Here is a 25,630-nt window from a genome sequence, read left to right on the forward strand (position 1 = left end):
ACGGGGGTGCCGTTGGCGCGTGATGCTGCCTGCGTCGGCGCCGCATCGATCGTCTCCGGGCCTCGAAAGGCCTGGTGCATTCCGCTGTGGCCGTCGCGCCGTACGGGTGGCGGAGTTGGCGCAGGGTGGAGCGAGGAGCGGGTTGCAATGGGGGTGCCGTGGTGGGTGTGGCCGCAGTCAGTGCTGTGGGTGCTGCTGCATGGGTATCTGTGGTGGCGGCTGGTGGTGAACGTCAGCCGTCCCGGGGGTTGGCCGCGCCGGCTGGGCACGGTGGTGCTGGCGGTGCTAGCGGTCTCCATTCCGCTCGCGCTGATCGTCTTGCACACGGTGAGCTCGACCGCTGGTCGGTGGGCAACGTGGCCGGGGTTCATTTGGTACGGCTTGGTGGTGTATCTGCTGTTCGTGCTGGTGCCCGTAGACCTAGTCCGGTTCGGGATATATCTGACGGGTCGAGTCCGGCGACGCCGCCAACCCGCTCCGGACCCGGCGATGACGGCGGCGGGGGCGGGCAGCCCGGTGGGCGCAGCGGATGCTGTGGGTGTGCCGGGTGTGCCGGGTGTGCCGGGTGTGCCGGGTGCGGCCGGCGTGGCAGATGCCGCGGATGCGGCGGATGTGATGAGCGCCGTGGGCACGTCCCATGCTGTGGGCCGGGTGGACAGCGTGGCTGTGGCGGGTACCACGGACGCCACGGGCGTCAAGGGTGCCAAGGGTGCCAAGGGTGCCGAGGGCGTCACGCCATCCGCGAGCGTCGTGGAAATGGACCGGCGGCGGCTTCTTGCTCGGGGCGTTGCGATAGCCGCTGGCGGTGTCGCCACTGCCGTCGTCGGGTATGGCGCGGTGACCGCGTTCAGCACTCCTCGGGTGCAGCGCGTTACGGTGCGGCTGCGCCGACTGCCCACCGCTGCCACGGGTTTTCGTATCGCCCTGTTCTCCGACACGCATATCGGCCCGTTCCTGGGCCGGGGCGATATGCTAGAGGTTGTCCGTATGGTCAATGCGGCCCGGCCTGATCTCGTCGTGGTCCCCGGTGACCTGATAGACGGTACGGTCGCCGACCTTGGCTCGGCCGTTGCACCACTCCAGGAGCTACGCAGCCGCCACGGTACGTACTTCGCCACCGGCAACCACGAGTACCTCTTCGATGCCGACGCCTGGGTTGAGCACCTGCGCGGCCTGGGCATCCCCACCCTTCGCAACCAGCGCGTCGCCCTTCCGCACTTCGACCTGGCCGGCGTCACGGACATCACCGGTGAAGAGCACGGCGACGCCCCCGACTACGAACGTGCCCTCGCCAAGCGAGACCCCCGGCGCCCGGTGGTCCTCCTCGCCCACCAGCCATCGCAGGTGAACCAGGCCCGCAAGTACGGCGTGGACCTCCAACTCTCCGGCCATACCCACGGCGGACAGTTCTTCCCCGGAAACCTGCTGCACGCCCTCGCCCAACCCACCGCCGCCGGCCTGGCCCGTGTCGGGCCAACCCAGGTCTACGTCACCCAGGGCACCGGCTTTTGGGGCCCGCCGATCCGCGTTGGCTCCACACCGGAGATCACCGTCATCGAGCTGGCGGCCGAGGCGTGACGAGGCCCAGTGCGGTGGGGCGATCGTGACCGGAGCCGGGCCCCGTGCAGCCCCGCCCCACACCCCAGTTGGCGGCCGGGGCGGCGAGGGCATCGGGCGGCCGAGCCACACCCACCACGTACAGCAGCTAACTACGACTCAACACCTGTCACTTGAGCATGGCTGTTAGCCCGAGCCCGAGCCGGAGCCCGAGGTAGGGCCCGGGGCAGGGCAGTCGCTTCCGTACGCTCTGGCGAGCACGCCCACCGTGTCGGCCATGGCCCGGTGCAGTTCCGCCGGCGCGATGACCTTGACGTCGATGCCGAGCCGCAGCAACTCGCCGCACGCGTGCGCGGTGCTCTCGGTGGGGATGACCGCCTCGACCCATCCGTCGTCGCCAACGGCGGTCGCGGTGGCCTCCACCGCCCGCACCACCTCGGGCGGAACGTTGTCCGGCAAGCGTCGGCGGCCCTGTCGGGAGAGGTGAATGGTGGCCGTGCCGGTGTAGCGGCGCGATTGGAAGTCGGCGAGGTAGGTAGTCCAGTACGCGCCCAGGTCGAAGTCCGGCGGCCGATCGAACCGTTCGTCACTCAGCACCGCGTCCAGGACTTGGGTGACTCGGTACGTCGCGATCCGGCTCTCCGTAGCGGCCACGAGGTACCACGTACCGGACTTGAGTACCAGGCCGTAAGGGCGAAGACGACGCTGCACTTCTTGCGGCGCGCGCCAACGACGGTAACGCACGTCCACCACGCGCCGTGTGAGTACCGCGTCGGCGAACAAGGTGAGGTGCGGCGCCTGTTCGGGTTCTCGGTACCAGGCGGGAGCGTCCAGGTGGAAGACCGCCGCGGTCCGCGCCGCCTCCTCGCGCAGTCCCGCCGGCAACGCGGCCAACAGCTTCAACCGTGCTGCCGCCACTTCCGCCGCGAGCCCCAGGTCGGCGGCGGGCCCGGGTAGCCCGGCCAGGAACAGCGCCCGTGCCTCGCCCTGGCTCATCCCGGTCAGGCGCGTGCGATAGCCGTCGAGTAGCTGGTAGCCGCCTGACCGGCCCGTCTCCGCGTAGACCGGAACCCCGGCAGCCTGGAGACGCGCCAGGTCACGGTACGCGGTCCGCACCGACACACCCAGCTCGGCGGCGACCTCCCGCGCGGACATGCGGCCACGGGATTGCAGCAACAGCAGCACCGACAGCAGGCGACCAGCAGACATGGACGCATTCTCTCCGGAAACCCTGACAGCTCCTGACACGCGGCAGCCCTACCGTCAGACCACACCCGACTCCGACCGAAGAGGCCGGAAACCCGAGCCCGAACAAGAGCGCCCAACAAGAGCGCCCAACAAGAGCGCCGAACTAGAGCGCCCAACAGGTGCGCCCAACAAGAGCGCCGAACAGGAGCCCGCCATGCCCCTCACCGACCACCCTGTCGGGTACTGCCCCGCCGTGATCGAGCTGCGCCAGTACACGCTGCGGCCCGGCCGACGCGACGAACTCATCGAACTCTTCGACCAGGAGTTCCTCGAAACTCAGGAGGCGGTCGGGATGTTCGTACTCGGCCAGTTCCGAGATCTCGACGACCCGGACCGCTTCGTCTGGCTACGCGGATTCCCTGACATGGCGACGCGACACCGCGCACTGACGGCCTTCTACGACGGGCCCGTCTGGGCCAAGCACGGACCCCAGGCCAATGCCACCATGATGGACTCCGACGACGTCCTGCTGCTGCGCCCCCTGTCGGCCGAGAACGGCTTCGCCCCGTCCTCGGCCGAGCGGCCCCACGTCGGCGCACCTGCACCGGAGCGCTTCGTGTCCGCCACCGTGTGGTCCTTCCCTTCCGGACGACACGACGGCACCGCGCTGATCCGGGACGGCCTCCTCCCCGTGCTCCGCCAGACGGGCCCCGCACCGCTCGCCGTCCTCACCACCGAGACAGCGCACAACACCTTTTCCAGGCTGCCCGTTCGTACCGGGGAAAACGTCACCGCGGTGTTCGCTTCGTACCCCGATGAGAGTACGTATCGACAACATCTTGCCGCCGTACGGGCCCACCCCCTCGCTCGGGACGAGATCGTGCCGAGCATCGAGCGAGCCCAGACAACACCCCCTCGAACGCTGCGTTTGGCGCCCACGGGCCGCTCGATCATCTCCTGAGCTGGCTGTGGTTCAGCTGGCCCGCACATCGGGCAGGCTCGTCGGGTCCGCACATCGGGCAGGCTCGTCAGGCCCGCTCAGCTCACTGGCTCACTGACCTCGTCGTCGGCACGACGGTGCTCGGGCCCGGGGCGCCGACCGGGCCCAGCCTCCGCTCAGGTCGCAGCCCGCTCTACCGGAATCCACAGCTCCGCGTCCGCGTGCGCCGCGTCCTGCGACAGCCGGGTGCGCAGGATCTCGGGCCCCGGCCTGCTCTGGTACGGGTTGGACGGGAACCACTGCGTGAAGACGTCCCGCCACAGATACTGAAGCGTCTGCGGGAACGGGCCGGAACTCTCGAAGACCGCCCACGTTCCCGCCGGGACGGTGAGCCCATCTAGGTCTTCCGGTGCGCTTCCCGGCGCGTCGGCCCGGGTGACCACGCCGTGGTAGTAGTCGAGTTCGGTCCCCTCCGCCCGGCTCGGGTCGAGGCCGTCGCTCACGCCCACGATCCCCGCCGGTTCCTGATCGGACAGGGCGGCAATCCGCCGCATTGTCTCCTTATCGATGCTCCGGATGAACTCGGCAATCGCCGGATTCGCCCCCTCATGGATGAGCGGAACGCGGGCCTTCTTGCCGACCACACGGAACTGCTCCTTCTCCACCACCCGATATCGCATGCTGCTACTCCCTTCGACGATGAGCCGGAAGGAGATCCGTTGCTGTGAGCGCAAAGCCGCACCGGTTCGCCGGGCCTCGCCCGGCCCCACACCGTGCATGGCGCGAAACGCACGCGCGAACGCCTCTCCGGAGCTGTAGCCGTATCGCACCGCGATCTCCAGCAGCGTCCGCTCTCCGGCGAGCACTTCGGCCCCCGCCATGGTGAGCCGCCTGCGCCGGATGTACTCCGACAACGAGACCCCCGCCAACGCGGAGAACATCCGACGGAAGTGGTACTCCGACGTCACCGCGATCCGCGCCATCTCGCCCACCTCGATCCGTTGACCGAGATGCGACTCGATGTGTTCCAGCGCCTCATTCAGCCGCTCCAGCAACACAATCTCCTTCCCTTACGCTCACCACGCTAGGAACACGGCACCCTGCCGGACCCGACATCCTGTGCCCGCTTCGGTCGCATGCGAGCGGGCAGGCCACCGACGCTTCGCGGACGCACCGCGCGCAACGCACCCCACGTACATCACACCCCCACGTACATCACACCCCCACATACCTCACCTGTACGCGTACGCCTCACGCGCCCGTACGCTGCACGCGCCCGCCCCGCCGTACCCGTACGCCCCACGCACGCGTTCCGCTGATCCGGGCAAGGCGCTCCGGTGCGAAAGTCGGGTCGGCTACCGTTGTCAGATGCCGACCCAAGCCCGCGATCGACTCCTCAAGACCGCCGAAGAGCTCTTTTACGCCGAGGGCATCCAGGCGGTCGGGGTGGAGCGTTTGTTGGTGGTGTCCGGCGTGGGCAGGGCCTCCTTCTACCGGCACTTCGCGGGGAAGGACGCACTGGTGGCGGCCGTGCTCAAGCGTCGGGGGCAGCACTGGTTGGCGTGGCTAGAGACTGCCGTTGAGGGGCATGGCGGTGGACCGCTGGCCGTCTTCGATGCCCTCGCCGACAGCGCGCAACGCGGCGCTTTCCACGGCTGTGCGTTCATCAACGCCATGGCCGAGACGGCGGACACGCACAGCGAGGTGTACCAACTCGCTCGGGCGCACAAGCGCCGGATCGCCGGCTATGTCGAGGGCCTCATCAAGGCCGCGGGGCACCCGCGCCCCGAGGCGCTGGCGGCGGAGTTCGTCTTGCTGATGGACGGGGCCACCGTCACCGCCATGCACGAGCGCACCGGCGCACCGGCGTTGCGAGCCCGAAGTATCGCGGAGCGATTGCTCGCCTAACCGCCCACCGCCCACCTCGCACCGCCCACCGCCCACCTCGCACGATCGGATTTCCATGACCGGCGCCATGTTCTCCGACCCGACCGACGCCACGTTCCTTGACCGTGTCGCCGACCGGCTCGCGGCGCTGCCAGCCGTTCGGGCCGTCACCCTTGGTGGCTCGCGTGCTCAGGGCACCCATACGCCCGACAGCGACTGGGATATGGCCGTGTACTACCGGGGTGCCTTCGAACCGGCCGAACTGCGTGCGGTCGGTTGGGCCGGTGAGGTTTCCGAGCTCGGCGGCTGGGGTGGCGGGGTCTTCAACGGCGGGGGCTGGTTCACGATCGATGGCCGACACGTCGATGTCCACTACCGCGACCTCGACGTCGTGGAGCACGAACTCGCCGAGGCGCGGCAGGGCCGCTTCCACTGGGAGCCGCTGATGTTCCACCTCGCGGGCATCCCCAGCTACCTGGTGGTCGCCGAACTCGCCGTCAACCAGGTGCTGCGCGGCACCCTCCCGCAGCCCGCGTACCCGCAGGCACTGCGCGCGGCGGCCCCACCGGTGTGGCGCGACCGGGCCACGATGACGCTCCAGTACGCCAAGGGCGCCTACGTCTCGAAGGGCCAGGTCACCGAGGTTGCGGGCGCGCTGGCCACCGCCGCCGTGTGCACGGGGCACGCGGTGTTGGCGGCGCGCGGTGAGTGGGTCACCAACGAGAAGCGGCTTCTTCAGCGCGCTGACCTGCGCGGCATTGACGCGGTCACCGCCGGTCTGCGGCCGGAGCCCGAGGCGCTGACGCGGGCGGTCGCCGAGGCGGAGCGGCTGTTCGAGGCTGCCGTCTGAGCGAGGCTGTCGTCCGAGCGAGGCTGCCGTCTGAGCTGGGGGCCGGCAAGGCCGGCACTCGGTGGGCCGCCCGCCCGGCGGCGGTCGGCCGTGCCCACGATCACCTGCTGAGGGTTAGCTGCTGGGCAGCCGGTCCCCGAGGCCGGCCTCGTCGATGATCTGCCGCAACTGTTCATTCCTGCGTTCGACTTCGGCGATGTGGGCACGGATCGACGGCAGCGCACCCGCCAGTTCGGCCTCGGTGAACCGGGGGGTGATGTGTTGGGAGCAGTTCCAGTTGAAGCCCTCGACCCGGATGGTCACCAGTCGCTCCACGCGCCCATCGGTGCGTACGTGGGCGAGCCGTTCGGCCAACGCGGGGTGCTCGTCGAGGGCCTTGATCTCCGCATGGCCGAAGATCTTCAAGCGGGCCTGCCGTGCGTAGTCCATGAAGAAGAGGGCGACGCGCCCCCGGGCTTGTACGTTCCCCGTGGAGATGTACTGACGGTTGCCGCGTACGTCGGCGTAGCCGAGCGTCCACTCGTCCAGTACGTGGAGGAAGCCGGGCGGGCCGCCCCGGTACTGCACATACGGCCATCCCGTCTCGCTCACGCTGCCGAGGTAGAAGCCGTCCCGCGAGGCGATGAACGCCGCCTCGTGTTCCCCAAGGGGCTCGGGCTCCTCCCCGTGCGCGAGCGCACGCGCCCCCATCAGCGCGCTGCCTTGTTCCTTCTGTACGCGCAACACGCTGTCGGTGTAGGCCAGATGTGCGTAGCGGCTCATCGTGAGATCCCCTCGTTCAGCGCCCGGGTCGGGGCTCAGCGCCTCCCCGATACCAGTGATGGTACCAATCGGTTCCGTCTTGGTGTGGGTGGCGAGGAGTCTTGATGTGGGCAGCGAGGAACGGGAGGTGTTGAGCGGGCGCAAGCGGGTCACTGCCGGGGCGTGGGGGAGATGCGGACCACGCCGTCGCGGAAGAGTGAGGCGCCGCTGACCTGGTGGAAGCTGTCGAGAGTCAGCCGGCGGAGGTCGGCCAGGTCGGCGAGCGGGGCGAGGTCGGCCGATGAGCCGGAAAAGAGCGATTGCAGGACGATGGAGCGGGCGCTGGGGAACCTCTCCGCCAAGAGGGACAGATCACACTCGCGGGACGCGGTGCTGAACCTCAAATGGGTGATGCCTGGTAGCCGCGGCGCCTTCACTATCGGTGCCTGAGGCTCCAGTGCGATGTCTGACAGCTCCAGAGTTGTCAGCCGTGGCAGCCTCATGATCTCTGCGAACTCCATGCCGAACCATGTGCCGGGCAGGGCCAGCCTGGTCAGCGAGGACCAGCGTGACAGACCGTCGATCTTCGCATTGAGGAGGAACTTACGACCCACCTCCAGGCTGCGCAGGTCGTCATGGATCGGCAGCTCCGCAAGGTCCCGGTACGGCAGTTCGGTATGGATGGCGAGGTCGCGCAGGGTCGGAAGGTGTCGCAGTACCCGCACATCGAGGTCCGCGGGCATCTCATTGAGTGTGAGGCCGGTCAGCTTGGTGTGCCGCAGTCCATCGAGGCTGTGGAGGTTGGCGCAGGAGTAGAGGCCAAGCGAGCCCAGGAGCGGGAACGAAGTGCACCAGTTCAGGTCGGTGATGGTCTGGTTGTTGGCGAGCGCGATGAAGGCCAGGGCCTGTGCGTGTGGCCAGTGGCTCAGTTGGCGGGCGTCCTGGTTGCCTGCGTAGAGGACCCCCGACACATCGAGGGCGGCTATGGCACGTGCCTGCCGCGGGTCTTCGAGGAAGACGAGGTCGTACGGGCCGGGCACTGACTTCAGCACCTCCGTCACGTACTCCTGCGCATCGAACCGCCCCCAGTCGGCAGCGAGAGCGGCGCGGACCCTGCCACTCTGCACGCCTTTGAAGGACGTGAGATACGCCAGGGCGGCGTCTTCGCCGAAGTGCTGAGCCACACAGATGACCGCCTGCTTCTCGTCCTCGTCCAACTCCGACGGCGGCGGTAGCAGATCGAGCACTACGGGCCCCACCTCCGACAGAACATCGGCCTCGATCATCGAGCGCGGCGGCAGCAGGGACGCGGCGCGCGTCTCGATCGCGGAGCGTATCGACGCGTCCAGCTCCGTCGCGTGCTGGAGGCAGGCCAGCGCGAGCAGCCACAGCCGCGTGCGGTGCTCCGTTTCCTGATCGGCGCGTTCGATGATGCCGCCGAGCAGCATGGCGCGTTCGCCGGGCCGCGCGTGGGCCACGGCCATGCGCACCACGTCCTCCCACTGCTCGTCGTGGGCGTTCTTGACGATCAGCGGTAGGTGGTAACCCTCGACCGCGGCCTTGGCGCCCAGGAAGTCCTGGAACGTGCGGTGGACGAAGTCGACCGTGTCCTCGGTCGGCGCGCGCAGTAGGCCGGACCGCCCCATGAGGTGGCCCAGGATCGCTGCGGCGTCGCCCTGTTCTGCTACGGGCGACATGCTCGTGAGCGCGTCCCCGACCAGGCTGGCGGCCGTCGTTGTGGCGAGTTCCGTCTGCCCGTTGAGGGTCAGCCAGTACGCGAGCTTTTGGAGGAGCTGGATGCTCTCCCTTTCGCCCAGCGCGATGCCCTCGGGGCGGTGCACTTCCCGTTCCTGATCACGGCGGTAGAGCAGCATCGACAGCGCGGCCTCGTAGACCTCTACGCGGTCGTGCGGAAGTTGGCCCCTGCGGTCCCGGTGCAGGGCACAGATCAGCGCGCACAGCAGCGGCGTCGTGGTCAGTAGGGCGAGGTCACGCTTGGCCCGCACCTTGTCGCGCAGGTCCTTTTCCAGGACGTCGAGGTGGGCCCGTACGTCGCTGTTCGCCGCACCCTTGCGTGCCGCCGTGTGCCAGCGGGAGACGAAGACGCCCACATCGGTCCGGCTCATCGGCCGCACCACCAGTTCGCTGAACCGCGCTTCTTGAAGCCAGTGTTCCGGTACGGCGGTGGGGCGCGTGGTGACCACCACTCGCGATCTGCCGTACGCCGCCACCAACTCCTTCAGCCAGGTGCCGGCCCGTTCGCGGAACGCGCCGGGCACCTCGTCCAGGCCGTCCACCAGGATGAGCCCGCGTCCGGAAGCGAGCACGCGATCGGCCCACCCCTCGGGTTGTGCTTCGGCGAACGCGCAGCCCACGGCGGTCAAAAACCGCGACGGCACCGGCAGCTCGCCCCGGCGCGAGAACGTCCGCAGCGGCAACAGATAGGCGACGGACCCGCGCAGATCCCGTAAAGGGTCAGGCAGTTCACCGCTCGCGGTGGCGCACGCGAGCCACTGCAACAAGGTGGTCTTGCCGCTACCGGCCAGCCCCCGGATCAGCACCCGCTGCCGACCCGCCAGCGCCAACTCGGCCCGCTCCGCCCGCTGCTGCCCGGCCGCGAACGCGTCACCGCCGCGACCGTGGTCGCGTTCGGCCAGTTCCAAACTGAGATACGCCGCGTCCAGCGGCCACCATGCCTGTGCGTCGCCGCGCAGATCGAGGCCGACCACGGTGAGCTGCCCGTGCCGTTCTCGCAGGTAGTCGCGGTACCGGGCCTCGAACTGGATGTCTTCTGTCCGCAGCCCCGCGCCCTGCGACTGCACCACCGCACCCGCCCCGACCTGAGCACGTCGGCGCGGTGCCGTGCCCGCGGAACCCACGCACGCGGTACGCAGCGCGAGCAGCGAACCCGCCTCAAGGCCCAGCGCACGCGCCAACGCCACCAGCGTCTCCTCGCTGGGCACCGACCGGCCGTTGAACGCCTGGCTGACCGTCGTACGGCCGAGTTCAGACCGCGTCGTCACCGCCGCCATGCTCATACGCCGCTTCATCCGCGCCGCGTGCAGCGTCGTGCTCAACCGCTCCAGCGGCTCATCCGCTGCCATCCCGCCCCCGTCGTCGCCCCTGGCGCCCGCGCCCATGCGAGCGCTCGTGTGTGCCCCGCCATGTTCGGACGTTGTTCAGTTTCGCCCGGCCGAACGCCGCTGAACAGGCATGCGCGCACGGTGGGTCTCGTTCGGATGGCGGGCACGGCGGCCGGTACGGGCCGCGTAACCCACAGTACGAGAACGGGAGTTGACCATGACGGGGAGTATGAAGACGGCGTTGCTGGTGATGGGCGTGGTGGTGGCGGTGCTGCTGTCGCTGCTCGTGGCGGTCGTCGCCGGAGTCCTGGCATACGCGGACAACGCCACCGTGCCCGCCGCGACGGCCCGTGCGGGGGTCGCCTTCGGCGGGACGATGGGCCTCTTGACGGGCCTGCTCGCGCTGCTGGCTGGGGCGTTTGGTGGGTGAGAAGCCCGGCCACGGCCCCGCGAGGGGCAGTCGGGTATGTGCTCAGGCTCGCGACGCGGCCACTACGTGGTCGCGTCGCGCTCGCCGTTCAACTCGAACCACACCCGCTTGCCCGGCGGTTGGCTGCCGCCGGTCCAGGTGACGCCCCAGGTGGAGGAGAGCGCCTGGACGAGGAGCAGGCCACGGCCCGTCTCCTCGTCGTTGGCGGGCGTACGCACCCGGGGCCGCTGGTCCGGGTCGTCGTCCCGCACCGTCACCAGCAGCGAGCCGTCCTGGACGAGCGCGTCCAGCTCAATCATGTAAGTCGAGGTGTGCAAAGTGATGTTGGTGACGGCCTCCGAGACGAGGAGCTTCGCCGTATCCACCAGGTGGGCAAGGTCGTTGGCGCACAGGAGGGCCGCGATCGTGTCGCGGCACACCTTGGGACTTGAGGGGCTGTTGGGGGCGCTGAGCCGGTAGACGGGCGGCGGGGAGTCGATGGCTGCGTACATGGTGGGGTCTCCCAACGCGGTGCGTGATGGCATTGCTGCGCTGTGCGACTATGACGATAGAGCATCGTGGGGAACTTGTTCTGCGTCTTCGGATAACTGGTAATCCGTGATGGACGTGTGGGACAGTCCCACGCAAGACTTGAGCAAGCAGCGAAGGGGAGAGCGCGCATGCCAACGAGGGCCGCTCCGACCGCAAGGCAACGCCGCCTTGGGGCAGAGCTACGCAAGATGCGCGAGCACGCCGGGATGAACGTGGCTCAGGCCGCCGAACAGTTGGGCGTCAACCGCACGCGGATCAGCAACACGGAGGCTGGTCGCTTCGGTGTGAGCGAGGAGCGGATCAGGACGTTCGCAGCCATCTACTCGTGTGGCGACACGGCGTACGTTGACGCATTGGCCCAGATGGCCACGGAGCGAGTCCGGGGTTGGTGGGAGGATTACCGGGGGAAGCTCTCCGCTGGTTCCTTAGATCTGGCCGAACTTGAGTACCACGCAATGAGCATGCGGTCCGTGCAGAACATGCACATTCCGGGACTCCTACAGACCGAGGACTATGCCAAGTCCGTGTTCGCTACGGCCGTACCCGAACTTACGGACACGGAATTGCGGCGTAGGCTCTCCCATCGACTCAGGCGCCGAGACGTACTAGATAGAGATGATCCGCCCCAGTGCATCTTTCTTGTCCACGAGGCAGCATTGCGACTGGAATTCGGTGGGGCCAAGACCATGCGCGGCCAGTTTGATCACCTCATCAGTACGTCGGAGCGTGACAACGTAACCGTGCGCGTCATCCCCTTCTCGGCAGGTGGCTTTCCGAGCGCGGGAAGCTCCAAACTCTACGTGGGCGCCATCGTTCCGCAACTGGGCACGGTGCAAATCGATGCGCCGACGGGTGTGATGCTGCTCGATGCGGAGACGCATCTAATCAATTACCAGCGGGTTCTTGACCGGACGGAGGAACTGTCCCTTGCCCCCGAAGCGACGCGCGACGTCATCTGGTCCCTCGCGAAACAAGCCTGAAGGTGTGACCATGTGGGAAATAGCTTGGCGAAAGTCCTCGTATTCAGAGGACAGCGAAGGCAACTGCGTCGAACTGGCCTGGCATAAATCCTCGTACTCGGGCGAAGCCAACAACAACTGCCTCGAACTCGCCCGCCCCGCGGGCGCCGACTCTGACTGGCAAAAGTCCTCGTACTCCGGGGAAGTAGCCAACAACTGCCTAGAACTCTCCCGCGCCCCCCAACTGATCCTCCTCCGCGAAAGTGAGGACCCCGACAGCGTCCTCACCACGACCCGGGGCCCGCTTCAAGGGTTGCTCGCGGCGGCGAAAGCAGGTTCCTTCGATCGGCTTGGATCGGGCCGCCGATGACGGAGATCGTGTCGTACGAGGACGTTAAGGCCGCTGCCAAGCGGATCGGTCCGTATGTTCGGCCGGTGACCCTCACCCGGCCTGGCAAGAGCCTGTGGTTCGCGCTCGAATACCTCCAGCACGCCGGGAGTTTCAAGGCGCGTGGCGCGGCCAACTTCATTACGGCGCACATGGAGGCGGGGACCATGCCGCGGGCGGGTGTCGTCATTGCCTCTGGTGGTAATGCGGGGCTCGCCGTCGCGTGGGCCGCCGCGCGGCTCGGCATGCCGGCGACCGTGTTCACGCCGACCACGTCGCCCGCGGTCAAGGTGGACCGGATTCGGGCCCTGGGTACGGACACGTTCCTGGTGGGCACCGAGTACGCCGAGGCGCTAGCCGCGTCGCGCGAGTACGCGGCCGAGTTCGGGGCGCTCCTGTCGCACGCGTATGACCATCCGCTGGTCGCCGCCGGGGCGGGCACCCTGTTCGACGAGATCAAGCGGACCGAACCCAGGCTCGACACCGTGATCGTCGCCTGTGGGGGTGGCGGGCTGTTCGCGGGGGTCGCCGCCGCCGCGTACCAGCATGGGGTGCGAGTCGTCGCTGTCGAGCCGACTGGTTGCCCGACGCTGCACGCCGCCATTGAGGCGGGCCGGCCCGTTCAGGTGGGTGTGGACTCGATCGCGGCTGATGCGCTCGGGGCCCGGTTGGTGACCCCGGCCGCGCTGCACTGGGCGCGCGAGAGCAACGCGTCGGCGGTGCTCGTACCGGACGAGGCGATCATCGCCGCACGTCGGACGCTGTGGGACGAGCACCGCATCGTTGTGGAGCACTCGGCAGCCGCCTCGTATGCCGCCTTGCTGAGCGGGGCGTATCGGCCGGCGCCGGGCGAGCGGGTGTGTGCCGTGCTGTGCGGCGCCAACACCGACCCCTCCGACCTGGTGGTTCGCGCGTAACGCAGGACCCGCGCGGCCATCGTGCGGCGCGGGGACTGGGGTGGGGCCTATGCCCCGGTCCGTAGGAGCCCACCGACCCTGGGTCGGTGGGCTCGCCGCGTACGGGACAATGAACGCATGAGTCTGTTCCGCGACGACGGCATCGTGCTGCGCACCCAGAAGCTGGGGGAGGCGGACCGAATCATCACGCTGCTGACCCGCGGACACGGCCGAGTGCGGGCCGTGGCCCGCGGGGTGCGGCGGACCAAATCGAAGTTCGGGGCGCGGCTTGAGCCCTTCTCGCACGTGGACGTGCAGTTCTTCGCCCGTGGCAGCGAGCTGATCGGCCGCGGCCTCCCGCTGTGTACGCAGAGCGAGATCATCGCTCCGTACGGTGGCAATATCGTCACCGACTACGCGCGGTACACGGCCGGCACGGCCATGCTGGAGACCGCCGAGCGGTTCACCGATCACGAGGGCGAGCCCGCGGTCCAGCAGTATCTGCTGCTCGTCGGTGGTTTGCGGACGCTCGCCGCGGGCGAGCATGAAGCCCGCCTGGTGCTCGACGCGTTCCTGCTGCGCTCGCTCGCGGTCAACGGCTATGCCCCCAGCTTCGGGAACTGCGCCAGGTGCGGAATGCCGGGGCCCAACCGATTCTTCTCGGTGGGCGCGGGCGGCGTGGTCTGCGCGGACTGCCGGGTACCCGGAAGCGTCGTACCCTCTGCGGAGTCGCTGACACTGCTCGGCGCGCTGCTGACCGGAGACTGGCCGACCGCCGACGCGTGTGAGGCACGCCATGTGCGGGAGGGCAGCGGCCTGGTGGCGGCGTATTTGCACTGGCACCTGGAGCGGGGCCTGCGCTCGCTGCGGTATGTAGAGAAGTGACGTACGGGCCGAAGCGGCGTAGCTGCGGGAGCGGCGTGCGTGGCGAACGCGGAAACGGACACGTGACACGAGCGGAAGAGTGACGCGCCGGGCGGGGCATGCGGGCCGCGCCCGGCGCGGCGTAGGAGAAGACGGCGTACAGCAGACGCCGGTACGAATGAGGCTGACGGCGTAGACGCGCCGTACGAGCGAGGTATGGGAGACGTGGCACGCATGGCACGACGCGGATTCATGGGCCGGACCCGACGCGAATACCAGGCTCCGGAACCGCATCCGTCCGGTGCGCGACCGCCGAAGATCCCGGGTGAACTGGTGCCCAAGCACGTGGCGATCGTCATGGACGGCAACGGCCGGTGGGCCAAGGAACGCGGGCTCCCGCGTACGGAGGGGCACAAGGTCGGCGAGGGCGTGGTGCTCGACGTGCTCAAGGGATGCCTGGAGATGGGCGTCAAGAACCTGTCGCTGTACGCCTTTTCCACCGAGAACTGGAAGCGCTCACCCGACGAGGTGCGCTTCTTGATGAACTTCAACCGCGAGGTCATCCGCCGCCGCCGAGACCAGATGGACGAGTTGGGCATCCGCATCCGATGGGCCGGACGGATGCCGAAGTTGTGGAAGTCGGTGGCCAAGGAGCTCCAGGTCGCGCAAGAGCAGACCAAGGACAACGACGCCATGACGTTGTACTTCTGCCTCAACTACGGGGGCCGCGCGGAGATCGCGGACGCGGCTGCCGCGCTGGCCGCCGATGTGGCGGCGGGACGGCTCGACCCGTCGAAGGTGAACGAGAAGACGCTGGCGAAGTACCTCTACTACCCGGACATGCCGGACGTGGATCTCTTTGTGCGGCCGTCCGGCGAGCAGCGGACGTCCAACTACCTGATCTGGCAGAGCGCGTACGCGGAGATGGTGTTCCAGGACGTGTTGTGGCCCGACTTCGACCGGCGGGACCTGTGGCGCGCATGTCTGGAGTTCGCGCAGCGTGACCGGCGATTCGGCGGCGCGGACCCGAGCCTTCCGGGCGCCGACGGATCGCCGGCGGGCAGCGAAGCGGGTTCCTAGCGGTCGCTCCGTGCTGGCCCCTGGGGCTCTTGTGGCTATCCCTGTCGTTGCTGTCGTTGCTGCCGTGGTGGTCCTCGTGGCGGACAGCCGGTCCCGGAGGCGGGAGGGCCGTTGACGCCGCGCGTGGCGGAAGGGCTATCAACGCCGCGCGTGGCGGATGAAACCTCAGCGCCACGCGTGGCGGATCTTCAACCGTCCGAAGCCCATGGCCCCAGAGATCCGGATCGTCGGCCCGCTGGGGCGGGAGCGCCGCGGGGGCTTGTAGTGCACGTCTTTCCACCCGGTGCTCAGACCCTCGACGTCGACAATCGCGTCGCGGGGCACCGTGATCTTGGCTCTGCCGGTGCCGAGTTGCAACTCGATATCGACTACCGCGTGCTCGATGACAGCCCGAGACAAGTTCAGGTGCACTCTGCCGAATGCGGACTCGACCTTGAGGCTCCGAGGCACCCGCCATGCGCCGCGCCGCTGGATGCGACCGCTGGCGGCGGCGATCGTGGACGTGGTGGCCGCCTTCTCAGGCGGGAGCGAGGCCAGCGCCGACACGAGCTCGCTGTGCTTCTTGGCGGTGAGCACCTGGTGGAGGCGTTCGTCCAAGTCGTCGTGCGCGATGTGCCCTTCGGCGTACGCCTCCTGTAGGCGCCGCACACCCGTCTCGCGGACGTCCTCGCTGATCAGTGGCGGCCGGTCTTCCGGCGGTGCGGTCACTTTTGCACTCTACTGCCGTGCCGGCGATGCGAACGCGCCAAAGTCCGTACCGGGCCAGGCATCCGATGGGAGGCCGACCGCTCGTCATCATGGCCAATCATGGCCTGCATCGCCCAACCCGGCTGGCCTACGCGGTCCCCGTACGACCCCCTATACGGCCCGTATGCGGCCCCTATGTGGTCGCAGCACTAGCGGCGGCAACGCAGGGTGCTCGCGGTCTACGCGAGGTGCTAGAGGGTGCTGCGCGAGGTGTCGGCGGGTGCTACCCGAGGTGCCAGCGGGGAAGGGCGCTCAGCCCTTCGCCGCCTCGCATTCGCCGCACGTACCGAAGATCTCGATCGTGTGGGCCACATCAACGAAGCCATGCTCCGCCGCGATCGAGTCGGCCCACTTCTCCACGGCCGGGCCCTCGACCTCGACCGCCTTGCCGCAGGAACGGCACACCAGGTGATGGTGGTGGTCATCGGTGCTGCACCGACGGTAGACGGACTCGCCCTCGTCCGTACGCAGGACATCGACCTCGCCCGCGTCGGCGAGGGACTGGAGCGTGCGGTAGACCGTGGTCAGGCCGACCGAGTCGCCGCGGTGCTTGAGCATGTCGTGGAGGTCCTGCGCACTGCGGAACTCGTCCACCTCGTCCAGCGCCGCCGCCACCGCGGCGCGCTGTCTGGTTGCTCGGCCGCGTACTGGGGGACCCGCGGTCGCCACAGTTGCCTCCTCAATCTCCTGCTCGTTGCCTGTCCGGCATCCGGCTGGACATTGTGCCAGTCTGCCAGGTGGCGTGACCGGCACGAAGACGCCTTCCCGCCCCGCCTGTCACACCCGTACGTCGTCGTTGGCCGATATGTGACGGGCAGGGGCCTCCACGGTGCACTGTTCCTCCGCCAGTGCCGCGCGCCGCGCTCGCCTTCGGGTCAGTGGCGCCGCGAGCACGGTGATCACGGCGAAGACACCGATGGCCAGAACGACGATGCTCGCGCCGGGCGGCACATCCTCGTAATAGGAATAGCTGGTACCGGACAGCGTCACCAACAGCCCGATTGCGATCGAAAGGGCCAGCGTCGTACGGAAGCTGCGGGTGGCCTGCTGCGCGGCGGCGACCGGGACCACCATCAGCGCGCTGACCAGCAACAGTCCGACCACCCGCATGGCCACGGTGACGGTGACCGCCGCCGTGACGGCGAGCAGCAGGTTCAAGAACCGGACCGGCAGCCCGGTCACTCGCGCGAACTCCTCGTCCTGGCAGATGGCGAAGAGCTGACGGCGCAGCCCCAGCGTGATCAAGATCACGAAGGCCGCCAGCACGCAGATCGTGCGGACATCCTGCTGCGAGACCGTGGTGATTGAGCCGAAGAGATACGAGGTGAGGTTGGCGTTGGAGCCGGTGTCCGACATGTTGATCAGCAGGACGCCGCCCGCCATGCCGCCGTAGAAGAGCATCGCCAACGCGAGATCGCCGCGAGCCTTCCCGTACCAGCGGATCAACTCCATCAAGATCGCCCCGAGCGAGGCTACCGCTACGGCCGTCCATACCGGGTTGTTGCCGGTCAGGAAGCCGAGCGCGACGCCGGTGAGGGCGACGTGCCCGATGCCGTCACCCATGATCGCCTGGCGGCGCTGGACGAGGTAGATCCCCACGGCGGGGGCGGTGATGCCCACCAGGACGGCGGCGAGCAGCGCCCGCTGCATGAAGGCGTAATCGAGCATTTCCATCAGGTCAGCAGCCCCGTCCGGATCGGTTCCGCGGCGTACGCGGCGTGCGGGTGGATGTGGTCGTGGCCGGGTAGGGCGTGCTGGCCGACCGCCTGGGGCGGCGGACCGTCGTGCACCACGCAACCGTCGCGGAGCACCACGGCCCGGTCGATGAGAGGCTCAAGCGGCCCCAGCTCATGCAGGACGAGCAGCACTGTGGTGCCCTCGGCGACCTGCTGACGCAGTGCGTCCGCCAGCACCTGCTGGCTGGCCAGGTCAACGCCGGCCATCGGCTCGTCCATGATCAGCAGCTCGGGTTCGCCGGCGAGGGCACGGGCGATCAACACCCGCTGGTGTTGGCCGCCGGAGAGCGCGTTGACCGAGTCTTTGGCTCGGTCGGCCATGCCCACCAACTCCAGGGCCCGATCCACGGCGGCTCGATCATCGCGGCCTGGCCAGCGCAGCTTCGTACGGGCGAGGCGCCCGGAGGACACCACTTCGCGAACGGTCGCAGGGACGCCGCTGGCGGCCGTGGTGCGCTGCGGCATATAGCCGACGCGGGCCCACTGGCGAAAGCGCCGGCGCGGGATGCCGAACAGCTCCAACTCGCCTGAATTTAGCGGGACTTGACCGACGACGGCGCGTATCATCGTGGACTTTCCGGAGCCGTTCGCGCCGAGCAGGGCGACCACCTCGCCGCGGCGGACCGTCAGGTCCACGCCGCGCAGCACGGGCCGCGAGCCGAGTGAGGCCCGCGCACCGCGCACGGTGATGACCGGCTCGCGCTCCTCGTCCGAGGACTTGGCTGCGTACGCCGCAGGCTCTGGGTGTACTGCGTGTGCTGCCTGTTCCGTGTGTTCTGTCTGTTCCGCGCGTTCTGCGTGTTCCGTCGTGGGCCGCTCGGCCGCATTGGATATGACTCCGGCGGCCCCTCCACCTCGCTCGCTCGCCACGCCTACCTCCGCGATGATCTCTCGTTGGTCTTGACCGCTGTGCCGGCCGTTTTTCGCTATTGCCTGGGTCATTCTTGTTGCTGTTGTTCTTGTGGTGGCTGTTGTTGCTTTGGCTGTTGCCGTAATTGCTGCTGCGGCCGGCGTGTCGGCTGCGTGGGGGAGGGGGTGTGTGCGGCGAGTGTTACGGGTGGGCGCGGAGACCGTGGCGCTACTTGGCGCCGAGCGCCTGCCGCAGGGCGGCGAGGTTGGCCCGCATGACCTCGAAGTAGTCGTCGCCCTTTGACTTGTCGTTGATGCCCTCAATGGGATCGAGGACGCCGGTCTTTAGGCCGGTGTCCTCGGCAACGGTCTCGGCTCCCTTGTTGCTGGCCAGGGTCTCGAAGAAGACCGTGCTCACCTTCTCCTTCTTCGCGATCTCCTGGATCTCCTTGATCCGGGCCGGGCTCGCCTCGGCCTCGGGGGAGATGCCGGAGATCCCTTCTTGGTCCAGACCGTATCGCTCGGCGAGGTAGCCGAACGCCGAGTGGGTGGTGATGAAGGTGTCGGTGGTGCGGTTCTTCAAGCCGGTGGTGAAGTCCTTGTCGAGCGCGTTGAGCTTCGTGACCAGCGCGTCGGTGTTCTTCTTGAAGGCGGCCTTGTGGTCGGGGTCCGCCTCGGCGAGCTTGTTGTTCAGGCCCTTGGCCACCTCGGCGTACTTCGCTGGGTCGAGCCAGATGTGCGGGTCGCCGCCGGCCTCGCTGCCGTGGTCGTGCCCGTGCTCGTCTTCGTGCTCGCCCGCGCTGTGATCTTCGTCGCCGTGGCCCTCTTCGTCGCCGTGCTCATGGCCGCCGACCGCGGACCCGTGCTTCTCCAGCGAGGTCAGCTCGGCCGCGTCCACCTTGTGCTTGGCCTCGGACTGGCCGACCGCCTCGTCCACGGCGGGCTGTAGGCCCTTCAGGTAGAGGACGACATCGGCCTTGCTCAATTCGGCCACCTGGCGAGGTTTGAGCTCTAGGTCGTGCGGCTCCACGCCGGGCTTGGTGAGGGTGCTGACGTGGACATGCTCGCCACCGATCTGCTTGGCGAGGAACTCCATCGGATAGAACGACGCTACGACCTGCGGCTTTCCGTCCTTGCCGGCACTGTCGGAGTCGTCGGAGCAGGCGGAGAGCGTGACCAGCGAGAGCGCGGTAGCGCCGGCTATCGCGGTGGCGGGCATGAGGCGTCGTCTTACGTTCATGACAGTCATTTTCAACTAAAGTGGAAACGATTGTCAACAAGGCTGGTTGAATGCTGTCTTTCCAGAACCGATTTGATCCCAGGGGTGTCGCCGCCGGTAATCTGGGTCATTCGTTGGGGCGCGCGGGCGAGTACCCGGCGGACCCCGCACTGACCGCTTCGTCGTCGTAATGAAGAGAGCACCGTGGCCGCCGACAAGATCGACTCCATCGTCAGCCTGAGCAAGCGCCGTGGCTTTGTCTATCCGTGCAGCGAGATTTACGGCGGTCAGCGGGCCGCCTGGGACTACGGACCGCTCGGCGTGGAGCTGAAGGAGAACATCAAGCGCCAGTGGTGGCGTTCGATGGTCACCTCGCGCGACGACGTCGTTGGTCTCGACTCGTCCGTCATCCTCGCCCGTGAGGTGTGGGAGGCGTCCGGCCACGTCTCCACCTTCACCGACCCGCTCACCGAGTGCACCTCCTGTCACAAGCGCTACCGCGCGGACCACCTGGAGGAGGCGTACGAGGCGAAGCACGGTCACCCTCCGGCGAACGGTCTCACTGAGATCAACTGCCCGCACTGCGGCAACAAGGGCAGCTTCACCGAGCCCAAGCTGTTCTCGGGTCTGCTCTCGACCCACCTGGGCCCCACGCAGGACGCCGGTTCGCTCGCTTACCTCCGCCCGGAGACGGCGCAGGGCATCTTCACCAACTTCGTTGCCGTACAGCAGACTTCACGCAAGAAGCCGCCGTTCGGCATCGCCCAGCTCGGCAAGTCCTTCCGTAACGAGATCACGCCAGGCAACTTCATCTTCCGCACCCGTGAATTCGAGCAGATGGAGATGGAGTTCTTCGTCAAGCCAGGCGAGGACGAGCAGTGGCAGGAATACTGGATGGAACAGCGCTGGAACTGGTACGTGGACCTCGGCATCCGCGAGGAGAACATTCGGTGGTTCGACCACCCGGCGGAGAAGCTTTCGCACTATTCGAAGCGCACCGCTGACATCGAGTACCGCTTCAACTTCGGCGGCAACGAATTCTCCGAACTGGAGGGTGTGGCCAACCGCACCGACTACGACCTCAAGGCGCACTCGAAGGCGTCCGGCCAGGACCTGTCGTACTTCGACCAGGAGGCCGGCGAGCGCTGGACCCCGTATGTCATCGAGCCGGCTGCCGGCGTGAACCGCGCGATGCTCGCATTCATGCTTGATGCCTACATCGAGGACGAGGCGCCCAACGCCAAGGGCAAGTTGGAAAAGCGCACCGTGCTGCGGTTCGACCCGCGGCTCGCGCCGGTCAAGGTCGCGGTGCTGCCGCTGTCCCGCAATCCGCAGCTCTCGCCGAAGGCCAAGGGCCTGGCGGCCGACCTCCGCAAGAACTGGAACATCGAGTTCGATGACGCCGGGGCCATCGGTCGCCGCTACCGCCGGCAGGACGAGATCGGCACGCCGTTCTGCGTCACCGTTGACTTCGACACGCTGGAGGACAACGCGGTGACCGTACGCGAGCGGGACACCATGAAGCAGGAGCGGGTTTCCCTGGACCAGATCCAGGGATACCTGGGCAGCCGGTTGCTGGGCTGCTAGTAAGCCCTTAGCGCGGCCGTGCATTTTGGTAGCTGGTAGCTGGGCGCCGATTGCTGGTTTGCGGGTAGTTGGTTGCGGATTGCTGGACGCCGGGTGGGCTGAGGCCGACCCGGCGTCCTCGCGTGGCGGGGCTTCGTGGGTGGCGGGGCGCGGTCAGCGCGGGGTACGTCATGAGTAGGGCCCGTACGACCGCTGAGGGTGGTCGGGGTACTGCTGCCGTCCGCTTTCCGGTGGGGTCAGGAACCGCTGCTGGGCCAAGAGCCGCCGGATGAGGAACCGCTGGGTCAAAAACCGTCCGCCGCGACCCGGACCAGGATCTTGCCCCGGCCGTCGCCGCGGAAGACTCGGTCCAGTGCGGCAGGGGCGTGCTCCAGGCCGTCCACGACGACCCGCGAGTGCCGCAGGCGGCCATCGGCGAGCCGGGCCGCCAACTCCGTGGTGATCTCGTCATAGCGATCGGTGTGGTCGGTGACCAGGAATCCGCGCACGGAGGCGCGCTGCTCAAGCACCTCCACAAGGTTACGCAGGCCGTGCCGTTGGGCGGGGTCCGCGCTGTAGTCGGCGATCAGCCCGCACAGTGCCACGCGCGCGGCGACGTTGATACGGGTCAGCACGTGGTCCAGGACCTCGCCCCCCGCGTTCTCCACGTCCGCGTCGATCCCGTCCGGCGTAGCCGCGTCGAACTGCTCGCGCCAGTTCGGCGCGCGCCGGTCCACGCAGGCATCGAAGCCCAACTCCTCGACGACGTAGCGGCACTTCTCCGATCCGCCGGCCACGCCCACCACCCGCGCGCCGCGCTCCTTGGCGAGCTGGCCCGCGATCGAGCCCACCGCGCCGCCGGCCGCGGACACCACCACCGTCTCGCCGGGGCGAGGGTCGGCGATCTCCACGGCGAGCCACGCGGTGATACCGGTCATCCCGAGCACCCCGAGCAGGTCCTCGGGCGGCGCCGGCAACGGGTCGGGCAGCACGGTGAACGTCCCTTCGAGCACCGCGTCGTCCACGACCCGGTAGTCCTGCCAGCCGGTCCACCCCAGCACGTGCGCGCCGACCGGCAAGTCCGCGCGGCGCGAGGCCACGACCCGGCCGACACCGAGGCCGCGCATCACCTCGCCGATCTCCACCGGCGGCAGTTCGCTCCGTATGTCGCTCATGAAGATCCGGTTCATCGGGTCCACGGAGAGCAGCAGCGTCCGTACCAGCGCCTGCCCGTCCGCGAGGGGCGCGACCTCCTCCGCCACGAGATCCAGCGGGGCCTGCTCGGCAAGGCCCGCTGGGCGCTTCCGTAGCCGAAACGCCCGGTTGGTGCGCTTGGTCGTCATCGCTTTACTCCCTCGCTCACACCCCGCCGACCGGGGCGTTCAAGCCGAGTCTCGGCGTGCGGCGGGGGCGGCACCGGGTACGTGCGCGCCGTCAGGGGGTACGGCTCGGCCGTTTCGAGGCGACACGCTGCACGTCGGAAACGGCTTCGCGGTGGCGGAGGCGGTACTCGTGCGGGGACAGCTCGTGCACTGCCCGAAACCGCCGGTTCAGATGACTGGTGTCGAAGAAGCCCCAGCGCCGGGCCAGCGCCTCGATCGTGACGTCGCTGGTCAGCAGGTCGTCGCGGACGCGGGCGATCCGCTTAGCGCGCAGTATCCCGGTGAACGTCCCGCCGTGCTCGGTGAACAACCGCCCAAGGGTGCGGACCGAGATGCCGTGCGTCGCAGCCACCTCGTCGGCTGACAAGTCGCTGCGGCCCAAGTGGGTGTCCAGGTAGTGCTCCACTGCCGCCCATCGGGCGGGCCGTACGGCTTGCGGGTCCAGCGGCGTCGCCGGGCGCAACGCGCCCCACACCAATTCCAGCAGGGCGTTGCGGGCGGCCACGCCGGGCGGGCCGGATAACGCGGGCAGCGTCGCGTCGAGCGCATCGAGGTAGCCGGCCAGCAGGTTCACGGCGGGCAGCCGACCGGCAGCAGGGGGGTTGCTCGCCGTCAGCGGGCAACCCACATCGTGCAAGCTGCGGCGCGGCATGACGAGACTGCGCGTGACGACGGGGCCGCACGCGTCGAACCGGGCTGGGCGGTCGCTCTCCCAGACGATGGCGTCACCGGCCTCCAGTAGCCATTGGTCCCCGCCCCGGCGGAATACCTCGTTGCCACAGCGCACGATGCGGACCACGAGGAAGTCGCCGTCGGTCGCGGCGATTTCCCGGGGCCCGCGTGCACCGCTGAACGAGTCCGAACAGCGGTCGATCACTGTGACGTCGTCCAGCCGGTGCCGCTGGACCTCCGCCCGGAACGCGTCCGGGGCCGACCTCGGCGCTACCCGCACCGCCCAGGGCAACCACGGGTCGGACAGGGTGCCTTCCCACGCGTCGGGCACGGTCCCTTGCTCCGCCTCGGGGACGGTCCCTTTCCCCGCGTTGGACAAAGTCTTCTCCTACGCGTCGGTGTCCTCGTGCCTGGTTCTACTTTAGGACTTGGTGCTTGGTGCTTGGTGGCCGGTGCCCGGGGCGCTCACTGCACCGCGCGGGGCAGTCGCAGGCTGAGCAGCGCGGTCACCGCGACGCCGGCGAGTTGCACCGCGAGCGTGGTGATCAGCGCGTCGCGCATGCCCACCGACGCCGCGCGGGAGAGGAAGAGCGTGCCGAGCGTGGCCACGCCGAGGGCGAGTGCCGACTGCTGCGCGGTGACCATGACGCCGCTGCCGACCCCGGCCCGGTCGTTGGGCACGTCCGCGAGCACGATGCGAAACAGCACCGGCAACTGCATGGCCTGGCCGATGCCGGCCACCGCCATTCCGGGTGCCAGTTCGGCAACCCCCAGGTCCGGCCAGCCGTGCGCCACGGTCAGCAGCACGATCGCGATGCCGACGCCCTGAATCAGCGCGCCGACCGTTACCACTCGGCTGCCGTACTTGGCCACGATGCGCGGGCCCGCAAGCGAGACCAGGAAGAAGGCCACCGCCATCGGTACCAGGGCCATGCCGGCGGCCACCGGACCGTAGTCCATGCCCTGTTGCAGGGCGACGGCGATCACGAACATGAAGCCGCCGAAGCCGATCGAGAACGGCAGCACCAGTACGAGGCCGCGGCGCAACCCCGGCAGCGCGAACAGGCTCGGTGGCACCAGCGGCACCTTCCCCGCCCGGTCGGCCCGGCGCTCGACCACGTAGAACAGGACGGCGGCGATCGGGAACGTGCCGAGCAGCAGCCAGGTCCACAGCGGCCAGCCCGCGGCCCGGCCCTCGGTCAGCGGCAGCAGCAGGGTGATCAGCGAGACCGCGAGCAGCAAGGTGCCGGGTATGTCCACGGCGGCGGGACGGTTCGAGCGGGTCTCGGGCACCGACCGCATGGCGAGCACCAGGCCGATCAGCGCTACCGGCACATTGACCAGGAAGACCGAGCGCCAGCCGGTGCCCCACAGGTCGGCGGCCACCAGAACGCCGCCCAGAATCTGGCCGGCGACCATGGACAGGCCCGCCGTCGCCCCGTACAGGCCGATCGCGCGGGCGCGCCGTCCACCGGTCGTGGTGGAGTGGATGGTGGCGAGCACCTGGGGCAGCATGAACGCGGCGGACGCGCCTTGTGCGACACGGGCCGCCACCAGTGTCCAGGCGTCGGGCGCGAGCCCGCAGGCCAGCGACGTCAGCCCGAAGGCGGCCATACCGATGAGAAAGAGCCTGCGGCGGCCGAACATATCGCCCAGCCGTCCGCCGAGGACCAAGAGCACGGCGTAGGCGACGCCGTATCCGGCGACGACCAGCTCCAAAACGGCGGGACCGGCGTGGAGATCGCGGTCCATCGCCGGCAGGGCGACGTTCACGATGAAGAAGTCGATCAGCGGCAGGGCGGCGCCGAGCAGCACGGTGAACAGGCCGAGCGCGCTGAGCGAGGACGAGCCGGTGCCAGGTGGGGCGCCGTTGGCCACTGGTCCTGGTGTGCTGGAGACGGCGGATGTGCCGGATGTGCCGGACATGACGGAAGCGCCGGCCGTGGCGGCAGTGGTGGAAGCGGCGGAGTGGGCGGTAGGGGACGCGGAAACGGATTCGGTAACTCGCACGCGGATCTGACTCACGAACAAGACGATCCCGCACACCGCAGAGGGGTACCAGAGT

Annotated in this window: 24 protein-coding genes; 11 read left to right on the forward strand and 13 right to left on the reverse strand. The window is 68.6% G+C overall.

Annotated features, from left to right (window positions below):
* The first annotated feature begins 147 nt into the window (after positions 1-147).
* Positions 148-1,578 carry a metallophosphoesterase gene (locus tag FHS42_RS00350; RefSeq protein ID WP_221475928.1) on the forward strand — a complete coding sequence of 477 codons (1,431 nt, stop codon included), beginning with the start codon at positions 148-150 and terminating at the stop codon, positions 1,576-1,578.
* 165 nt (positions 1,579-1,743) lie between these two features.
* On the opposite strand, the gene FHS42_RS00355 is transcribed toward FHS42_RS00350, so the two are convergent.
* Positions 1,744-2,766 (reverse strand): helix-turn-helix transcriptional regulator, encoded by a 1,023-nt coding sequence (locus tag FHS42_RS00355; protein WP_184568451.1) that lies wholly within the window; start codon positions 2,764-2,766, stop codon positions 1,744-1,746.
* A gap of 193 nt (positions 2,767-2,959) precedes the next feature.
* Here FHS42_RS00355 and FHS42_RS00360 point away from each other — a divergent pair, with 193 nt between their 5' ends.
* Positions 2,960-3,706, forward strand: a complete 747-nt coding sequence (locus FHS42_RS00360) for an NIPSNAP family protein (protein WP_184568452.1) — start codon at positions 2,960-2,962, stop codon at positions 3,704-3,706.
* Between the two features lie 155 nt (positions 3,707-3,861).
* Here FHS42_RS00360 and FHS42_RS00365 read toward each other — a convergent pair whose 3' ends face one another.
* Positions 3,862-4,740, reverse strand: a complete 879-nt coding sequence (locus FHS42_RS00365) for an AraC family transcriptional regulator (protein WP_184568453.1) — start codon at positions 4,738-4,740, stop codon at positions 3,862-3,864.
* 313 nt (positions 4,741-5,053) lie between these two features.
* On the opposite strand from FHS42_RS00365, the gene FHS42_RS00370 reads away from it, so the two are divergent.
* Positions 5,054-5,593 carry a TetR/AcrR family transcriptional regulator gene (locus tag FHS42_RS00370; RefSeq protein ID WP_184568454.1) on the forward strand — a complete coding sequence of 180 codons (540 nt, stop codon included), beginning with the start codon at positions 5,054-5,056 and terminating at the stop codon, positions 5,591-5,593.
* Positions 5,594-5,648: 55 nt separating this feature from the next.
* Positions 5,649-6,422, forward strand: a complete 774-nt coding sequence (locus FHS42_RS00375) for a nucleotidyltransferase domain-containing protein (protein WP_246494081.1) — start codon at positions 5,649-5,651, stop codon at positions 6,420-6,422.
* Between the two features lie 114 nt (positions 6,423-6,536).
* Here FHS42_RS00375 and FHS42_RS00380 read toward each other — a convergent pair whose 3' ends face one another.
* Together FHS42_RS00380 and FHS42_RS00385 are read right to left on the reverse strand one after the other, a co-directional pair.
* Positions 6,537-7,184 (reverse strand): pyridoxamine 5'-phosphate oxidase family protein, encoded by a 648-nt coding sequence (locus tag FHS42_RS00380; protein WP_184568455.1) that lies wholly within the window; start codon positions 7,182-7,184, stop codon positions 6,537-6,539.
* 149 nt (positions 7,185-7,333) lie between these two features.
* Positions 7,334-10,267: an NACHT domain-containing protein gene (locus FHS42_RS00385; RefSeq protein WP_184568456.1), complete on the reverse strand. Its 2,934-nt coding sequence runs from the start codon at positions 10,265-10,267 to the stop codon at positions 7,334-7,336.
* A 196-nt stretch (positions 10,268-10,463) separates the two neighbouring features.
* On the opposite strand from FHS42_RS00385, the gene FHS42_RS00390 reads away from it, so the two are divergent.
* On the forward strand, positions 10,464-10,676 hold the full coding sequence (locus tag FHS42_RS00390) for a hypothetical protein (protein ID WP_184568457.1): 213 nt from the start codon (positions 10,464-10,466) through the stop codon (positions 10,674-10,676).
* A gap of 62 nt (positions 10,677-10,738) precedes the next feature.
* On the opposite strand, the gene FHS42_RS00395 is transcribed toward FHS42_RS00390, so the two are convergent.
* Positions 10,739-11,200 carry an ATP-binding protein gene (locus FHS42_RS00395; protein ID WP_246494082.1) on the reverse strand — a complete coding sequence of 154 codons (462 nt, stop codon included), beginning with the start codon at positions 11,198-11,200 and terminating at the stop codon, positions 10,739-10,741.
* 135 nt (positions 11,201-11,335) lie between these two features.
* On the opposite strand from FHS42_RS00395, the gene FHS42_RS00400 reads away from it, so the two are divergent.
* The 5 genes from FHS42_RS00400 (at position 11,336) to FHS42_RS00420 (ending at position 15,394) form a co-directional block, all read left to right on the forward strand.
* Positions 11,336-12,187 (forward strand): helix-turn-helix domain-containing protein, encoded by an 852-nt coding sequence (locus tag FHS42_RS00400; RefSeq protein WP_184568458.1) that lies wholly within the window; start codon positions 11,336-11,338, stop codon positions 12,185-12,187.
* Positions 12,188-12,197: 10 nt separating this feature from the next.
* Positions 12,198-12,536: a DUF397 domain-containing protein gene (locus FHS42_RS00405; protein WP_184568459.1), complete on the forward strand. Its 339-nt coding sequence runs from the start codon at positions 12,198-12,200 to the stop codon at positions 12,534-12,536.
* Positions 12,533-13,471 (forward strand): threonine/serine dehydratase, encoded by a 939-nt coding sequence (locus FHS42_RS00410; RefSeq protein WP_184568460.1) that lies wholly within the window; start codon positions 12,533-12,535, stop codon positions 13,469-13,471. Before FHS42_RS00405 ends, FHS42_RS00410 begins: the two co-directional genes overlap by 4 nt.
* Positions 13,472-13,588: 117 nt before the next feature.
* A complete protein-coding gene (recO, locus tag FHS42_RS00415) occupies positions 13,589-14,335 on the forward strand; it encodes a DNA repair protein RecO (RefSeq protein WP_184568461.1) in 747 nt (248 codons plus the stop codon).
* 213 nt (positions 14,336-14,548) lie between these two features.
* Complete coding sequence (locus FHS42_RS00420; RefSeq protein WP_184568462.1) at positions 14,549-15,394, forward strand: isoprenyl transferase; 846 nt, start codon at positions 14,549-14,551, stop codon at positions 15,392-15,394.
* A 165-nt stretch (positions 15,395-15,559) separates the two neighbouring features.
* Here FHS42_RS00420 and FHS42_RS00425 read toward each other — a convergent pair whose 3' ends face one another.
* From FHS42_RS00425 to FHS42_RS00445, 5 genes are all read right to left on the reverse strand, one after another.
* A complete protein-coding gene (locus FHS42_RS00425) occupies positions 15,560-16,102 on the reverse strand; it encodes a DUF1707 SHOCT-like domain-containing protein (RefSeq protein ID WP_184568463.1) in 543 nt (180 codons plus the stop codon).
* A gap of 291 nt (positions 16,103-16,393) precedes the next feature.
* On the reverse strand, positions 16,394-16,810 hold the full coding sequence (locus FHS42_RS00430; RefSeq protein ID WP_184568464.1) for a Fur family transcriptional regulator: 417 nt from the start codon (positions 16,808-16,810) through the stop codon (positions 16,394-16,396).
* A gap of 108 nt (positions 16,811-16,918) precedes the next feature.
* Positions 16,919-17,815, reverse strand: coding sequence for a metal ABC transporter permease (locus FHS42_RS00435; RefSeq protein WP_184568465.1), 897 nt, complete (start codon positions 17,813-17,815; stop codon positions 16,919-16,921).
* Complete coding sequence (locus FHS42_RS00440) at positions 17,815-18,567, reverse strand: metal ABC transporter ATP-binding protein (protein WP_312866692.1); 753 nt, start codon at positions 18,565-18,567, stop codon at positions 17,815-17,817. The genes FHS42_RS00435 and FHS42_RS00440 overlap by 1 nt, the downstream gene beginning before the upstream one ends.
* Positions 18,568-18,955: 388 nt before the next feature.
* Positions 18,956-19,966: a metal ABC transporter substrate-binding protein gene (locus FHS42_RS00445; RefSeq protein ID WP_184568466.1), complete on the reverse strand. Its 1,011-nt coding sequence runs from the start codon at positions 19,964-19,966 to the stop codon at positions 18,956-18,958.
* A gap of 183 nt (positions 19,967-20,149) precedes the next feature.
* On the opposite strand from FHS42_RS00445, the gene FHS42_RS00450 reads away from it, so the two are divergent.
* A complete protein-coding gene (locus FHS42_RS00450; protein ID WP_184568467.1) occupies positions 20,150-21,532 on the forward strand; it encodes a glycine--tRNA ligase in 1,383 nt (460 codons plus the stop codon).
* A 284-nt stretch (positions 21,533-21,816) separates the two neighbouring features.
* Here FHS42_RS00450 and FHS42_RS00455 read toward each other — a convergent pair whose 3' ends face one another.
* From FHS42_RS00455 to FHS42_RS00465, 3 genes are all read right to left on the reverse strand, one after another.
* A complete protein-coding gene (locus FHS42_RS00455) occupies positions 21,817-22,854 on the reverse strand; it encodes an NADP-dependent oxidoreductase (RefSeq protein ID WP_184568468.1) in 1,038 nt (345 codons plus the stop codon).
* Positions 22,855-22,945: 91 nt separating this feature from the next.
* Entirely contained in the window at positions 22,946-23,944 is a 999-nt protein-coding gene (locus FHS42_RS00460; RefSeq protein ID WP_184568469.1) for a helix-turn-helix domain-containing protein, read from the reverse strand.
* 86 nt (positions 23,945-24,030) lie between these two features.
* Positions 24,031-25,491, reverse strand: a complete 1,461-nt coding sequence (locus tag FHS42_RS00465) for an MFS transporter (RefSeq protein WP_184568998.1) — start codon at positions 25,489-25,491, stop codon at positions 24,031-24,033.
* Positions 25,492-25,630: the final 139 nt, after the last annotated feature.

It is taken from the genome of Streptomyces zagrosensis (assembly GCF_014203645.1).
Classification (GTDB): domain Bacteria; phylum Actinomycetota; class Actinomycetes; order Streptomycetales; family Streptomycetaceae; genus Streptomyces; species Streptomyces zagrosensis.

Bases quoted from the DNA above. Each gene is read 5' to 3' on its own strand.
- FHS42_RS00405 (WP_184568459.1), top strand. From the start codon at position 12,198: ATGTGGGAAATAGCTTGGCGAAAGTCCTCGTATTCAGAGGACAGCGAA.
- FHS42_RS00360 (WP_184568452.1), top strand. From the start codon at position 2,960: ATGCCCCTCACCGACCACCCTGTCGGGTACTGCCCCGCCGTGATCGAG.
- recO (WP_184568461.1), top strand. From the start codon at position 13,589: ATGAGTCTGTTCCGCGACGACGGCATCGTGCTGCGCACCCAGAAGCTG.
- FHS42_RS00375 (WP_246494081.1), top strand. From the start codon at position 5,649: ATGACCGGCGCCATGTTCTCCGACCCGACCGACGCCACGTTCCTTGAC.
- FHS42_RS00435 (WP_184568465.1), bottom strand. From the start codon at position 17,815: ATGGAAATGCTCGATTACGCCTTCATGCAGCGGGCGCTGCTCGCCGCC.
- FHS42_RS00465 (WP_184568998.1), bottom strand. From the start codon at position 25,491: ATGTCCGGCACATCCGGCACATCCGCCGTCTCCAGCACACCAGGACCA.
- FHS42_RS00400 (WP_184568458.1), top strand. From the start codon at position 11,336: ATGCCAACGAGGGCCGCTCCGACCGCAAGGCAACGCCGCCTTGGGGCA.
- FHS42_RS00380 (WP_184568455.1), bottom strand. From the start codon at position 7,184: ATGAGCCGCTACGCACATCTGGCCTACACCGACAGCGTGTTGCGCGTA.
- FHS42_RS00395 (WP_246494082.1), bottom strand. From the start codon at position 11,200: ATGCCATCACGCACCGCGTTGGGAGACCCCACCATGTACGCAGCCATC.
- FHS42_RS00385 (WP_184568456.1), bottom strand. From the start codon at position 10,267: ATGGCAGCGGATGAGCCGCTGGAGCGGTTGAGCACGACGCTGCACGCG.
- FHS42_RS00455 (WP_184568468.1), bottom strand. From the start codon at position 22,854: ATGACGACCAAGCGCACCAACCGGGCGTTTCGGCTACGGAAGCGCCCA.
- FHS42_RS00420 (WP_184568462.1), top strand. From the start codon at position 14,549: ATGGCACGACGCGGATTCATGGGCCGGACCCGACGCGAATACCAGGCT.
- FHS42_RS00410 (WP_184568460.1), top strand. From the start codon at position 12,533: ATGACGGAGATCGTGTCGTACGAGGACGTTAAGGCCGCTGCCAAGCGG.
- FHS42_RS00445 (WP_184568466.1), bottom strand. From the start codon at position 19,966: ATGAACGTAAGACGACGCCTCATGCCCGCCACCGCGATAGCCGGCGCT.
- FHS42_RS00355 (WP_184568451.1), bottom strand. From the start codon at position 2,766: ATGTCTGCTGGTCGCCTGCTGTCGGTGCTGCTGTTGCTGCAATCCCGT.
- FHS42_RS00350 (WP_221475928.1), top strand. From the start codon at position 148: ATGGGGGTGCCGTGGTGGGTGTGGCCGCAGTCAGTGCTGTGGGTGCTG.
- FHS42_RS00390 (WP_184568457.1), top strand. From the start codon at position 10,464: ATGACGGGGAGTATGAAGACGGCGTTGCTGGTGATGGGCGTGGTGGTG.
- FHS42_RS00370 (WP_184568454.1), top strand. From the start codon at position 5,054: ATGCCGACCCAAGCCCGCGATCGACTCCTCAAGACCGCCGAAGAGCTC.